This is a genomic window from Streptomyces sp. WAC03905, from assembly GCF_057371075.1.
Window position 1 is genome coordinate 114,068 of sequence record NZ_JBXYDZ010000002.1, and the last position, 12,983, is coordinate 127,050.

Genomic DNA, 12,983 nt, shown 5'->3' on the forward strand with positions numbered 1-12,983 from the left:
CGTTGCTCAAGCATCTCCGAGCAAGATGACTAGATCGGCCCGAAGAGTGACGGCAACTACTGCCACGTACCCCCGATGTCACCACGAAGTGATCTCGGCTAGCACTTTGCGGTCACCTGCCCGATCCCAACTACCGCCCTGGACTACCACTTCAGCAGGTGCTACGACCTCGGAAGAGCATACAGAACTCCTCCGGCTCCAGCGGCGCAACCAAGATCCGTCAAGTGTTGAAAAAACGAATAATCGCACCACCGAAACGACTTCTGAAGACGCTTTTCGCGTCTCACAACTTTCCCTCGCCAGCTCGGATACACATATTACTTGATGTCCGCCCAGCTTCAATTTAGGCCTATGTGTGAAGCTTTCTATTAACGGCTCCAGCCGCAACGCCAAGCAAGATTCTTGGGTGCATTAGCGAACTAGGGTGATCAATCATTCCCAGGACTCGAAGCATGGCGTTACCAAGCCGGATATCACGCGTGGAGGCCGCGTGGAGAAATTCAATGTATCGATTGAAAAATCGGGTCATTAATGTGCGCCTCCCCTTCACTTTGGGGTTGCTTAAGTCCGCGCCCACTGCAGTTTTCCAGGGAACATCGATCAGCTTACTGACTCGATTATAATACTCTCTAGGGGTGACCGCATTCCCCGTGCTAAGGAGCTTCCCTAGAGTCAGAGCCTCCAAAGCCGCAACGGTCATCCCTTGTCCGTATACCGGATTGAAAGAACATAAAGCGTCTCCGATCACAATAAAACCATCTGGCAGCCGTTTGAGATTCTCGTAGCGCCTGCGAAGGCTAGCCTTGAATCGAAACGTTGCGGGTTCCCCAACTTCCTCCGCATCCTTAATAGCTTCGTAAATATCTGAGAAAGGGAGTGACTTAGCGAAATCCTTGAATCCCACCGAGTCGGCGGGAGGGTGGTCACCCAAGATGCCACCAAGACTTAGAATGTGGTAGCCGTTTTCGAGTTCCATAAGGAAGCCGCTTCGGGGGTGATTCTTTGCGTGCGTAGAGAAAACAGCAGAAGCTCCGCCTAGTGCCCCCTGAGTCAACTTGAAGGTTCGCGTCGAATACCCCATGTCCACCTGCACTCCCTCAAGCGCAGGGCGGCTATAGCCTAGGGACTCAAGCCACACGGCCGCACGCGACCCTCGACCGGTCGCATCAACCAGCAGATCACACTTTACATCAGAATACTTCCTGCTAGATTTGCTGAAAACGCTTACCCCTACCACTTTTTGGTTTTCAGATGCCGCAATCGGTTGGACGGCCTCACTCTGCTCCATCAGGTGGATGTTAGAAATCGCTTCTATTCTGCCGCGAATTTTATTTTCCAGGAACGGTCGACTTGCCTGAAGGTTCTTAATCCCCAGTTCAGGTCGAATCATCTCGTGGCCCGACAGTTGCCATATCACTCCAGCTCCGTAATCAACGCTGATGGCCCCCTCCTTGATGGCCTGGCTTGATATTCCCGGAAAGAGCTCCTCTAGAGCGGCCTTTCCAGCCAGCTGAAAACCATGGGCGTGAAGCCCTTGAGGCACGCCACGGCGGGCACCCATGCAGTCCGAACCTTTAAAGTTATCCCGCTCAATAATCGTCACTCGGTCAAAGTGCTCTGACAATACTCGGGCAGCCAGCAAACCGGCAATACTGCCCCCGAGGACCACTGCATGACGAGTCTCTTTAGTCGACATTCAAACCTCTAACATGCAAAAATTATCGTATTTTGCCATCAGCGTTGCACGCTAGGGGACGGCAAAGTCAATGGAGAAGCTGTCTCTCTTGAATTTGGAGGCGATCCTGATTCGAATCCCGGAGACTCCATCCGCCCCTACTTCAGACGTACAGCCGCGTAAATATGTCACACTGTGAAGGTGGATCGCTGAGTATTAATTACTCAATCATTTGGTTGATGTTGCGAGAGAGGCTGTAGTTGGCTGAACTGAATATTATTTCGATCAGGCGGCTGAAAATCTACCTGTTCCGTGCTCGAACTCAAGATCATCAACGATGCTGGCAGCATCGGCTGGCGGTGGCATGCATGCATGGAGTAAACACCATCAAGCTCGAATGCCCATTACGCTTCCATTTTCTATCGTGTGAGAAATGCTTCTAAATAAAAAATTGATAATTCGCACCTAATATGCATTCCTCCCCCGACGCGTCGACCAGATCAGCGGCCGCGCACTCCCTATTTATCTTTTCGTTGGTTGGGTGGGGTTGGTGGATGGAGGGTGAGTCCGGTGAGGTGGTCGCCTCCGAGGGTTGGCGAGCTCGTCTTTCTTGAACGAGGACCACAGCAGCTCCACCGGATTCAGCTCAGGCGCGCAAACCGGTAATCGCTCCAGGGTGAGCCAGTCCTGCTCGGCCACCCAGGCCCGCATGGCCCGGTTCCAGTGGGCCGACAGCCCGTCCCAGACCAGCACCACCCGCTCCCCGCGATAGAACGCCTTTATCTGCTCCAGAACCTCGATGAACCCGGCGGTGTCGTAGCTTCCGGGTTTGAGGTGGAAAGCACAGGCGGGCCCCTCGATCGGGATCGGTGGAGTGGAACCCCAGGGGCCCGGCCATCGACGCACGTTTCCAGTTCAGCCGGTGCCGCAGCAGCGGGGTGCGGCACCGGGGCGCGTGGGTGCGGCGGGCCTGCGGCAGCAGCGAGAAGCCTGATTCGTCGAAGAAGACGATCCAGGCACGTGTGTGCACCGCCCCCTTTTGATCCGCGGCCACTCATGCGCGACCCAGCGGGCGATCTCCGACTCGTCCCGCTCTACCGCCCGCCGCTCGGGCAGCTGCAGGCTCCACCCCAGCCGGCTCGTCAGCAACCGCCACACCGACGCCCGCGACAAGACCACTTCGGTTACCCGCTCGACCACCAGGCCGACCCGTTCCAGGGTCTGGCGTCCTTCGGTGTCGACTCCAGCGTCCTGGTGACCAGCGCGGCGACCTGCTCGTCCGTGACCGACCGTGGACCGCCGGATCGCGGCATGTCTCCGAGGCCGGCGATCCGGTGCTCGACGAACCTCGCACGCCACCGGCCCACCGCATGCGCGGTCGAGCCGAGCCGGGCTGCCACATCCTTGTTCGAAGCGCCTTCCGCACAGGCCAGAATGATCCGGCAGCGAAGTGCCCACGCCTGCGGCGTGGAACGGCGCCGCACCCACTCCCCGAGTGCGGCCCGCTCCTCATCCGACAGTAAGCGGCTGGTGTCGAACGAGTTGTGGGAGTTGCAGCGGGTGGTGCCGGAGGTGCCGTCGCGGCCGCAGGGTGGTGGGGGTCGGCACGGCGACCGGGAAGTGCTGGCCGCGATCGTCTTCGTGGTCACGTCGGGTTGTACCTGGCAGCAGCTGCCTTCGGCAGCGTTCGGCCTGTCCGGAGCGGCCGCCCACAGGCGCTTCTCGCAGTGGTCGAAGGCCAGGGTGTAGGGCAGGCTCCACCGCCTGGTCCTTGATGAACTCGGCACCCGCGAGCTGGACTGGTCGCGGTGCGCGATCGACTCGGTGCCCATACGGGCTCTGAAAAAAAGGGCGACCTGACGGGTCCGAATCCTGTCGACCGGGGAAGTACGGCTCGAAGATCCACCTGATCACGGAACGGCCGGGTCTGCCCACATCCGTCGGCATTTCCGGGGCCAACCTGCACGACAGCCAGGCCCTGATATCGCTCGTCAAGGCCATCCCCCGATCCGCCCGCGCCGTGGTCGGCGACGGCGCAAGCCCGGCAAACTCCACGCCGACAAGGGCTATGACCACACCCACCTGCGGCGGCGGCTACGCGAACGTGGCATCACCCACCGCATCACCGCAAGGGAGTCAAGTCCTCGCAGCGGCTGGGCCGCCACCGCTGGACCGTAGAACGCTGCCGAAGATCCGCTCACCTGAGGCCGCGGACCGCTGGACCTGGCTGATCCTCGTCTCCTACACCCAACTGCGACTGGCCCGGCCACTGGCAGCCGACCGGTGCCACCCATGGGATAGGCCCGTCTGCTCAGACAGGCTGCCCCCGGCACACGTCCGCTTGCGGATGGACCAGCGTGTGAAGGGTTTGCCCAGCACGATTGGGCGGGTGGTGGCCGTCTGAACGACGAAGTCTTCGTGGTCACGGCGGGAAGGCGGGGGCGACCTCTCGCCCAACGAGGCCCAGGACATGCAAGCCCAAACGCGCTGAACTAGGAAGAGAACGCTACGAGATCGCAGGATTGCCGATCCTTCTAGGTTTCCCTACGCGGTCCTGGTTACCGTGGGCGAGCGATAGATTAGAGTGGACCAGGAGTTTTGAGGCGGGGAGGTTCGAGAATTCGCATATTGGATGATGCGGAATTTCAGTTGCCGGATTTTCGATGATTACGGAAAGGGCTGGACTCGACTCATTTTATAGAATGGAGTCGGCATCTTATCCTTATTGATTCTTTTCAATCATCGCTCTGAGCTGGTCCGATGCCGCCTGAGGATGGCTGGTTTAACGGCTGGTGCCGGACGATTTGTGTAGGATGTTTCTAGCATTGCTTCTCGAATTATGTGCGGAGTCAGATGTTGCGGGCTGCTGGGGTGACGGTGCCGAGGTAGGGGTAGGCGCGTTTCTCGTAGCGGGTGGCGATGGCGCGGAAGCTCTCCAGCTGGTTGATGGCGCGTTCGACGGTGTTGCGTTTCTTGAATCGCTCGCGATCGAAGCCGGCAGGACGGCCGGAACCGCGATTCCTGCGATGCCTTTGTTGGTCGAGGCGTTCGGGATGGTGTGCCGGATCCCGCGTCGTCGCAGGCAGCGACGGCTTTTCCGAAACGTGTAAGCCTTGCCCACTGGGACAGGGTCTCGCCGCTTCCGGGGCCGGGTGATTCCGAATGCGGGGCATGGAAGCCTGCCTAAGTGCTTGTTTTCAATCCGCGTCGGCCAAGACTGCCGCCCTGTACAGATGTCAAGGGCTGCCGGGGTGAGATTCTAATTAAAATTCTCTGGGCGTGTGGTGTTATGAACTCAATCGAGTACCGCTTACTCATGATGTTTCGTTTTGAATGTCGTCAAATGGCGAGAGACGTGTGACTTCTTGCTGGTGGAGCTCAAAGCGGCTTTCGCGTGTGTTGCCTGAGATCGCCGGCGCATACCGGAAGGCGACCCTGTGCAAGGCTTTTCCTCCGTTCTGGCCATAACTAAAAGGCTGGCGCCCCCACGTGCGCCTGAACGGTGGAGGATGGCAGGTTCTGCGCCTCGTGGAACTCTCCTGGCCTGGGGAGTGGCGACGCTTTGTTTCATCGTGTACGCGGCGCTGTCGCTGTTCCGGCATCGGCTCATGCTGACCACCGGATACGATCTGGGGATATTCGAACAGGCCGTGCGCTCCTACGCGCACGGCCATCTCCCGGTGGCGGAGTTGAAGGGTCATGATTACCCGTTGCTGGGTGACCATTTCTCTCCTATCACCGCAACCATTGCACCCTTCTATCGAATATGGCCGTCACCGGTCACGCTGCTTCTGGCCCAGGCGTTTCTGCTTGCCTTGGCGGCGGTCCCGCTGACTCGGTGGGCACACCGCGTCGTGGGATCTGCAGGTGCTCTGGTCATCGGGCTCGGCTACGGCGTTTCGTGGGGAATCGCTCAGACAGTCGGGTTCGACTTTCACGAGGTGTGCTTCGCGGTGCCACTGATCGCGTTCTCCGTCGAAACGCTCGGGAATGAGCGCTGGCGGGCGGCAGCGGCATGGGCCCTTCCTCTATTGCTGGTCAAGGAAGACCTCGGCCTGACGGTAGCTGCCATCGGCGCCTACATCGCCTACCGCGGAAAGCACCGGCTGGGCATCGTCACGGCCGTCGCCGGCCTGGCGGGCACTGCGCTGGAAATGCTGGTCGTCATACCTGCATTCAACCCTGACGGAGTGTTCGCCTACTTCGATAAGGTGCCAGAAAGCTCAAACGCCGGGACACTCGACCTCCTCTTGCGCTATACCGTTGGTCTGATCACCCCGGAAACGAAGCTGCTCACGCTTCTGATGCTGCTGGCTCCCACAGCTTTCGTTGCCCTTCGGTCGCCGCTAATACTTATCACTGTTCCCACGCTCGCATGGCGTTTCGCATCCGATAATGAGGCCTACTGGGGAACGCGCTTTCATTACAGTGCGGTATTGATGCCCATTATTTTCGGCTCATTCATCCACGCCCTGGCCTCGATCCACCGGCAGCACTCGATCGGAAATCGGGAAAGTTCTGTGCGTCGTTCGCTGATCGTGAGTGCGGTTTTCACGGCGATTACACTTCCGCTCTTTCCGTTTTCGCAGCTCGCAGAAGGCATGACCTGGAAACCGGGCCCGCGCGTGACAGTCGCGCGTCATGTTCTCGAAATGGTTCCCGATGGGGCGACCGTCGCAGCGTCCAACCGGCTCGTTCCGCAGCTCACTAATCGCTGCACGGTCATGGTCCTCGGTCTGCCTCAGAATCAAGAGAGTCCTGAATGGGTCATCGCTGACACTCACGATCCTCAAGGCTGGCCCATCAGCCGGGAACAAGAAGCCGAAGAAGTGGAACGATTCCGCGAAAAGGGATACAGGACCGTGGCGGAAAAGGCGGGATACGTGCTTCTGCAACGCGAATGAGCCGGCTCATGCGTCCTGGGTGCTCGTGATCGCCTGGTGAGGCCGGCGTGCGGTCCAGGTACTCGGTCGGCGCGTGAGACGCCTGGTCATGAGAGTGATGGCTGCCCAGGTGATGAGGGTTTCGGAGTGCTGGATGAGCCGTTCGTAGTCGCGCGCGTGGCGGCGGGCGTGCATCATCCAGGCGATGCTGCGCTCCACGACCCAGCGGCGGGGCAGGACGACGAAGCCGGAGGTGTCCTTCGGTCGGCTGATCGTCTTGACCCGTGAGGTTCAGAGGCGATGAACGGCCGGCCAGCGCGAGGCTGTCCACCTCGCCGACTTCACCGTGCTGAAGCTCAGCCCGATGTCCTCAGCCAGCCGTGTCAGCGACGCGGTAACCGACCACTCCGGATCCGCCAGGCCCTGGCCGCCCTGGCTCCTCATCGGCTCGATCTCCAGGGCACGGTCCCCGATCGTGAACTGCCCGCGGGTCTGCTGTTCGACCAGTCCCGCAGCTCGGCCACGATCTGCTCGTAGCGGGACTGGCTCACTTCTCCGACGTTGTTGATCTCCTCCGGCATGGCGATACCACCCCCAAACACGGGACCAGGCACGGCACTTGTGGCCGTGACGGGACGGGTCCCGCTTCCCTACAGAGAGTCGAGCCGCCACCTCGGAGATCACAACGAATGTCCGCAAATGACCGGGCTGTGACCGGATCTGGTCCACGGAAGGGTTCGCCTCACCGTCACTGTGACCGTGTCCCGAGCGTTTCCTTCCGTGACCGCCAAGCGGCCACCTTGCACCGCGCCGAGCAATAGAACGCCCGCACGCTCCGGTCGATCCCGGCCGTCCAGACGGATCCGCAGACCGGACACTGCCTCCGCCCGGCTTCGCTCTGGATCGCAGCCAGACGTTGCCGCAGACGGCGCCGCATCCGCCACTGCCTGGAACGACACGCTCCCGAGCAGAACACCGTGAGGCCGGGCGTCGGGTCTCAGCCGATCACCACAGCCCTCACAGACCCTCTCCCCGGCCCGGCCGGCACCCTCGGACACCGAACCAGTTTAGGGCTCAGGCTACTTGCCAACCAGGGATCAGAAACGGGTTCTAAGCACGCGCTCGAACTGAGGCAGCCGTCGACTCGTGGTTCTTTTATGATGCCGAGACGATCAGTGAGCCTCTTTCATCTTGTGCTAGAGGGTGAAATGGGCTGGTCAGCGGGGGTGGTGACGAGGCAGGGCCCCTGGTCGTTGGCGTGGTGATTCCACTCATCACACCGGCGACCGAAGGGGCCCTGTTGGTTCCGTATCCTGCCACGCTCGAGGTCCCTCATGAGCTCCCGGTTTGGACGATGGTGCCGATGCGTCGGGTGGGGGATCTGGCTCGTCGGAGGGTTCGCCAGGACTTCAGCTGTGTGAAGGCGCGTTCTCCGGGCGCTCTCAGGCGGGCGTGGTCGCGGTTGAACTGCTCGTAGTGGGCGGGCTGTTCGCGATGGTTCTTGTACGGGGTGCGGAAGGTGGCGTCGGCGCCCTGGTAGGGGCGGTCGGGGAGGGCGAGGATCTGCCAGGTGAGGCAGGTCTGGACGATGCCGTGGGATCGGGCCGCGGTCAGGTCGTGGGTCCGGCCAGGTGTCGCGCGGGAGAACCAGAGCGGTGTGCCGTCGGGGCGGGCGATGACCTGCACGTTCATGCCGTGCTTGCGGTGTTTCATCGAGTAGTACGGCTCGTCCGCGCGGATCCCGGTCGATCGGAATGAGAGTGCCGTCAACGATGACGTGGTCGCCCTCACCGAGCCCGGTGAGGGCTTCGTGGAGGCCGGGCGCCCAGCCGGCCAGCATGTCCAGGGTCTCGTCGACGTAGCGCCAGGCGGTGGCCTGACATATCCCGATATCGGCCCCGAGCTGCGAAAACGTCTCGTTCTTCCGCAGGTGCACCAGGTGAGCAACGCCTGCTTGAAACAGCCGCACTTGCGCCAGCGGGTATTGCGGGCCTGGCGACGATGTCGTGGGCTGTTTGAGTCCAACTATGAGCCTGTCGGACATCGCAAGGGAGACAGGGCTCAACCGCCGCACGGTCCGCAAGTACCTGTTCTCAGGGGCTCCGGCCGCACAGCCCCGGCGGGCCCAGGCTCGCCGAAGCCGTGCCCGCCGATGGATGGTGGATGAGGTCTCCCCGCTGATCGAGGCGATGCTGCGGTCCGAGATACTGATCATAGGAGCCGTGGTCCACGAACGCCTGGAAGCGGAATACGGCTTCAGCGGTAACTACCAGCGAGTTAAGCTCCATATGCAAGAGGCCCCCCGAGTCGCGGAAGAAGTGGGCGTCAGCCCAAACGAGCTGGCCGGCCTCCACCGCCGGTTCGAAATAGTGCCCGAACCACAGGCCCAGGTCGGCTGGGGACACGGGGGCAGAATCCTGGCTCGCGTCGGCATCTCGAAGGGCTACTCGTTCCACATGACCTTGTCCTACTCACGGGACCCGTTCTGCTGCTTTACCACCAGCCAGGACTTGGCCACTTTCTTCGACTGCCACCATCAGGCGTTCGCTCACCTCGGCGGGGTGCCGAGGTCGATCGTCTACGACCGCACCAAGCCCGTCGTCCGCCTACGTCGCACCGACCCATGGGGAAAGGCGGGGGCTGACCCACCCCCCGATTCCACCTGCACTTCACGCCGACTGGCTCGTCCTGGCTGAACTCCGTCGAGCGATGGCTCACCAAGTCGACCATCAAGCAGACACGGCGAGGCGTCGGCCATTGGGCGATCAGCCAGGTCAGTCCGATTGTGCCGTCGTCGGCGGGTTTCGGTCGCCGGCCGGCGCGGCGGACCTGCAACAGCACGCAGTATGAGCTCAGTAAGGCCTTGGAACCCTTGCGCCAGGCCGTCGGCCCGTCCCCGGCGGACGGCCAAGACATGCCCGCGCAGAGGAATCGGGCGGGTGCGGTATCGCTGCAGCGGCCGGGGTCCGAGGCCGCCATGGGCGGGCTGATGCGGCTCCGCTCCCTGCGGGCGGGCGGCCACCTCACCTTTCACCTGGAGCACGTAAGAGTACCCATGCAAATGTGGACACATAATAGATACCACTACCGTTAAAAACTTATCGGAATATTTTCGATAGCTCTCGACGTGTAGTAATACCCAGTTTTGAATATATTCGCTGAAGGTGATTATCGACTGTTCTCACAGACAGATGCAGCACTTCAGCAATTTCTTTACTGGGAGCTCCTTTGGAGGCAATGAGTGCAATTTCGCGCTCCCTGCGAGTCAGATCGCCCGCGGTTTCAAATCCTACAAGGAGTGGACTCCGGACGCCAGGGCAAAATTTTACATTATCGCTGGCGATTACAGCTGCGGCCGCCGCTGCGCGTGCCTGCCCCTGCCGGCGGAGAATCACCGACGCGGTAGTGGCTGCCTCTGCAGCCAGAAGAAAAACTCCAAGCTCTGCAAGATCGTCAGCAACAGACAACAGAGACGAAACATCTGTCGCCGCAAGCGCGCTGACAAAATTGGCTCGAGCTTTAGCAAGAGCGCCATCACTTTTATCGGCGATCTGCCGGACGCGCCCTTCGACCTGCTTGGCCAAGCCGAGGCGTGCGACATCGGTGAGCAGCATCCCCTCGGAGGTAATGTGGCCTGAAACCTGTGCGATATTTGCTGCCTTGAGAAGGGTGTTCTTCGCGCCTTCCAGATTACCCTGGGCGACTCTGAGCCACGCCTCACCCAACAGCTCTTCGCCTGCAAGGTGCCCCATAGGGGGGTACTTACTCATCTGAGAGAGAGCCGCTTCTGCTGATTCCACATCCCCCAAGGCACCCGCGGCCGCTGCCAAGCCAGCCCAAGCGTGGAATGCTGGGCGCACACAGCCATTCAGCTGGGCCTGTGCTAGAGCCTCGGCATGCCATCGTCTAGCGGCGGCAACGTCACCAGCCACCCATTCTGTGCGACCTCGGAAATGGGCCACCCAGACCCGCGTTAGTGGTGAGTTGGTGGCTACCGGATCAGCGGCGATTCGCTCGGCGAGCTCGCGCGATTCTGATATCCGCCCCGTGTCAGCTAGCGCGAATATTGTGGGCAATAGTTGAGTGATTGGGTGGGCGGTTCCTGTCAGTCGATCGTCAAAGCGAACATGCATTTCATGGGCTCGCTGAGCCCATGAAATGGCCTCACGCGTGCTCCCCGTATAGGACAGCCCTGCTGTTTTACACATCGCGGCTTCGAGCCACAGGTCTAGACTTTGTGCGTGTTCAGGTGCTGCCATCAAGCGTTCGAGTAGCGACAGCCCCCTAACAGGCTGACCGGAAACAGTACTCAGCATGGCACTATTAAGCTCCAGAAGGATCTTTGAATCACCCATGACACGTTCATGTGCTGCCGAATTGACCGCCAATGCCCGCTCTGTAAGCCCCGCCATCCAAAAAAGATTCCAAGTGCGAAAAAGGACTATCGCGACAGCCTCCTCCTCATTCGCCGTCGAATGTTCGGTCTCGGCAAGTATCTTGTCTGCGCTCTCCCAATCTCCGAGTTGCACAAGCGCATATGCGTAAGTTTTGTTTATGTCATGCGTGCGTTCATCTTTGGGGATAGCCTCGATGAACACCTTCACTTGCCGATAGTCATGACCCAGGCGTGCCAGCAGGGCTGCTTCCTGAAGTAGATCATGATCTACAACACCACAGGAGAGGAGATCCCAATTGGCTAGATTTAGTATATCCTCCCGCCGCCTCGCGCCGTGTGAGCGAGTTCGCGACGCCTGCTCGTTTAGCAATTCCTTGCGCCGCATTATTGACATGCCAGATCTGATTACTTCTCCGAAAATCGGGTGGGTCAAAACGATGGAGGTTCTGCGCTGACTTCTGATCACTCGAATTATGTCTAGTGACTCCAAGTCCGCCAGCAGCTCCAAGGATGTAACACTTTGAGCATCAGTCAGTGCGAGAGGTTCGCAAAGGGATAGCAGGTCGAGGAGCTTTCTGGCGTTCGGAGCGGAAGTAGCAAGCCGCTCTTCTACAAACTCTTCCAGTTTACGGGTGGTGGGGAGCGAACCCTCAGTCAATTCCCAAATTTCCCCTGAGCGTCCCAGAGAGCCTGTTTCTATGGCTGCTCGAACAAGCTCATGTAGAAACAGAGCGTTGCCACTGGAAGCCGTATAGAGCTCAGAAAGCGTCCGTTGGCTAACTTGCCCCTCCAACGCGCTCTTCAGAACCGTTTCAAGCTGTTCGCGCCCGAAGGGTTCCAAGTCAAAACGGAAGACCGATTCACTCGCGGCCAGTGTGCTCACGGCATCGCTCTGACGATCTCCTTGCAATACTGTTGCGATGATCCGGACCAGCCCTGCATCCATCAGCTGGCGAAGTAGTACCGCCGAGGCATTGTCGAGAAGATGCAAATCATCGACGAAAACCACGAGGCGTTGCCCACTGTATCGCTCACTCAAAGCGCGCGCCACGACTGCGAATCCCTTGACAGGGTCTGACACATCAGCCGACGGCGGAATCAAATGCGCAATAGCGCCCAGAGGAATACTAGATGCAGCTCGTGTCGCGGTGACTTGGAAAGTTCGTGCACCCTTACCCGAAGCACGCATCATAAAGGCTTCTGCAAGTCTCGTCTTTCCGACACCTGGAGCTCCGAATACTACAACACCTCGACACCATCTTTCGACCCAAATTTGCCCGAATGCTTCTATTTCCGATTCCCTAGCGACCATTGGCCATCTGGCGGAAATTCCAACTGCGCCATTCATGCACTGTGCCCTTTCCTCGTGGACAACTCGGGGCTGCCATTAGGTCACGTTTTCGGCATCTCTAGAACTGCCTGCCCTATAGAGAGTTCGTTGGCGGCGATAATCGCGGTGCCCTGCCTACATGTACCCGAGCACCGCACTCGATCCCCAAAGGTCCGACACGCCCGTTATCACCCTAAGTAACCGACTAGTGTATCACTGTAGCCGTCTGCCAACTACTCAGATTCTACTCAGTTGGGCCTGCCTCCGCACTATGAGGAAGGCAGAGTCCCGGCAGCTGTGGTGGGCAGAGGTAGGGAGGGCTGCAGCGCGCCCGCCGGTGATGACGTTAAGCGCGAGCCCGCACGAGCTGGCCTCGGTGTATCCAGTCGACGCCAACAGCTGACTATTCAGTGAATTCATCAATGAGCGAAACTAGCTTACCTTTTTTAGCCGCAGGCAACCCGCTCGCCTGCGGCAGCCACTTTCTGTTCGTCTCTGCGCAATGAAATAATTATCCAGAGTTAATCAAATGCTGTGAGGTTGCGGCGTTGGCCCGCTATGACAGCTGCATGGACCTTTATCTCGCAGAATAGCCTAGCGCCTCCTTGCGGTAATAGCGTCTATAGGGTCTTTTTCGCTTGCTTCGTATAATGAGGATGCTTCTCAATGCCTTCTGCTGGATATGAGCTACCGCTATCC

The 12,983-nt window shown here is 59.7% G+C and carries 9 protein-coding genes and 8 pseudogenes; 6 read left to right on the top strand and 11 right to left on the bottom strand.

Features of this window, described 5'->3' with window-relative positions:
• Nucleotides 1–349: 349 nt before the first annotated feature.
• From AC2RP6_RS01170 to AC2RP6_RS01185, 4 genes are all read right to left on the bottom strand, one after another.
• Nucleotides 350–1,603: an FAD-binding monooxygenase gene (locus AC2RP6_RS01170; protein WP_486444410.1), complete on the bottom strand. Its 1,254-nt coding sequence runs from the start codon at nt 1,601–1,603 to the stop codon at nt 350–352.
• 594 nt (nt 1,604–2,197) lie between these two features.
• A complete protein-coding gene (locus tag AC2RP6_RS01175) occupies nt 2,198–2,581 on the bottom strand; it encodes a transposase (protein WP_486444411.1) in 384 nt (127 codons plus the stop codon).
• Nucleotides 2,582–2,590: 9 nt separating this feature from the next.
• Nucleotides 2,591–2,875 carry a helix-turn-helix domain-containing protein gene (locus AC2RP6_RS01180; protein ID WP_486444412.1) on the bottom strand — a complete coding sequence of 95 codons (285 nt, stop codon included), beginning with the start codon at nt 2,873–2,875 and terminating at the stop codon, nt 2,591–2,593.
• On the bottom strand, nt 2,860–3,159 hold the full coding sequence (locus AC2RP6_RS01185; RefSeq protein WP_486444413.1) for a helix-turn-helix domain-containing protein: 300 nt from the start codon (nt 3,157–3,159) through the stop codon (nt 2,860–2,862). The genes AC2RP6_RS01180 and AC2RP6_RS01185 overlap by 16 nt, the downstream gene beginning before the upstream one ends.
• On the opposite strand from AC2RP6_RS01185, the pseudogene AC2RP6_RS01190 reads away from it, so the two are divergent.
• Together AC2RP6_RS01190 and AC2RP6_RS01195 are read left to right on the top strand one after the other, a co-directional pair.
• Nucleotides 3,143–3,867, top strand: a pseudogene (locus AC2RP6_RS01190) (IS5 family transposase); the annotation flags it as partial. The gene AC2RP6_RS01185 and the pseudogene AC2RP6_RS01190 overlap by 17 nt on opposite strands.
• Nucleotides 3,855–4,016: pseudogene (locus AC2RP6_RS01195) on the top strand (NF041680 family putative transposase); the annotation flags it as partial. The pseudogenes AC2RP6_RS01190 and AC2RP6_RS01195, both read left to right, overlap by 13 nt.
• Here AC2RP6_RS01195 and AC2RP6_RS01200 read toward each other — a convergent pair.
• Both AC2RP6_RS01200 and AC2RP6_RS01205 read right to left on the bottom strand, forming a co-directional pair.
• A pseudogene (locus AC2RP6_RS01200) lies at nt 4,016–4,167 on the bottom strand (IS630 family transposase); the annotation flags it as partial. The pseudogenes AC2RP6_RS01195 and AC2RP6_RS01200 sit on opposite strands and share 1 nt — an antisense overlap.
• A gap of 357 nt (nt 4,168–4,524) precedes the next feature.
• Nucleotides 4,525–4,848 (bottom strand): hypothetical protein, encoded by a 324-nt coding sequence (locus AC2RP6_RS01205; RefSeq protein ID WP_486444414.1) that lies wholly within the window; start codon nt 4,846–4,848, stop codon nt 4,525–4,527.
• A 399-nt stretch (nt 4,849–5,247) separates the two neighbouring features.
• Here AC2RP6_RS01205 and AC2RP6_RS01210 point away from each other — a divergent pair, with 399 nt between their 5' ends.
• A complete protein-coding gene (locus tag AC2RP6_RS01210; RefSeq protein ID WP_486444415.1) occupies nt 5,248–6,579 on the top strand; it encodes a DUF2079 domain-containing protein in 1,332 nt (443 codons plus the stop codon).
• Nucleotides 6,580–6,597: 18 nt separating this feature from the next.
• Here AC2RP6_RS01210 and AC2RP6_RS01215 read toward each other — a convergent pair.
• Together AC2RP6_RS01215 and AC2RP6_RS01220 are read right to left on the bottom strand one after the other, a co-directional pair.
• A pseudogene (locus AC2RP6_RS01215) lies at nt 6,598–6,840 on the bottom strand (transposase); the annotation flags it as partial.
• Nucleotides 6,841–6,855: 15 nt separating this feature from the next.
• Nucleotides 6,856–7,139 (bottom strand): annotated as a pseudogene (locus tag AC2RP6_RS01220) (DUF6192 family protein); the annotation flags it as partial.
• Nucleotides 7,140–7,816: 677 nt separating this feature from the next.
• On the opposite strand from AC2RP6_RS01220, the pseudogene AC2RP6_RS01225 reads away from it, so the two are divergent.
• Nucleotides 7,817–7,900, top strand: a pseudogene (locus tag AC2RP6_RS01225) (IS5/IS1182 family transposase); the annotation flags it as partial.
• Here AC2RP6_RS01225 and AC2RP6_RS01230 read toward each other — a convergent pair.
• Nucleotides 7,891–8,556 (bottom strand): annotated as a pseudogene (locus AC2RP6_RS01230) (transposase family protein); the annotation flags it as partial. The pseudogenes AC2RP6_RS01225 and AC2RP6_RS01230 overlap by 10 nt on opposite strands.
• 95 nt (nt 8,557–8,651) lie before the next feature.
• Nucleotides 8,652–8,963 (bottom strand): hypothetical protein, encoded by a 312-nt coding sequence (locus tag AC2RP6_RS01235; protein ID WP_486444629.1) that lies wholly within the window; start codon nt 8,961–8,963, stop codon nt 8,652–8,654.
• A gap of 51 nt (nt 8,964–9,014) precedes the next feature.
• Here AC2RP6_RS01235 and AC2RP6_RS01240 point away from each other — a divergent pair, with 51 nt between their 5' ends.
• Both AC2RP6_RS01240 and AC2RP6_RS01245 read left to right on the top strand, forming a co-directional pair.
• Nucleotides 9,015–9,254, top strand: a complete 240-nt coding sequence (locus tag AC2RP6_RS01240; RefSeq protein ID WP_486444614.1) for a hypothetical protein — start codon at nt 9,015–9,017, stop codon at nt 9,252–9,254.
• Nucleotides 9,209–9,316 (top strand): annotated as a pseudogene (locus AC2RP6_RS01245) (IS630 family transposase); the annotation flags it as partial. The gene AC2RP6_RS01240 and the pseudogene AC2RP6_RS01245, both read left to right, overlap by 46 nt.
• A gap of 340 nt (nt 9,317–9,656) precedes the next feature.
• Here AC2RP6_RS01245 and AC2RP6_RS01250 read toward each other — a convergent pair.
• Nucleotides 9,657–12,302: a helix-turn-helix transcriptional regulator gene (locus AC2RP6_RS01250; protein ID WP_486444416.1), complete on the bottom strand. Its 2,646-nt coding sequence runs from the start codon at nt 12,300–12,302 to the stop codon at nt 9,657–9,659.
• Between the last annotated feature and the right edge of the window lie 681 nt (nt 12,303–12,983).

Coding starts and splice junctions, on each gene's coding strand:
- AC2RP6_RS01205 (WP_486444414.1), bottom strand. CDS start 4,848: ATGCCCCGCATTCGGAATCACCCGGCCCCGGAAGCGGCGAGACCCTGT.
- AC2RP6_RS01240 (WP_486444614.1), top strand. CDS start 9,015: ATGACCTTGTCCTACTCACGGGACCCGTTCTGCTGCTTTACCACCAGC.
- AC2RP6_RS01250 (WP_486444416.1), bottom strand. CDS start 12,302: ATGAATGGCGCAGTTGGAATTTCCGCCAGATGGCCAATGGTCGCTAGG.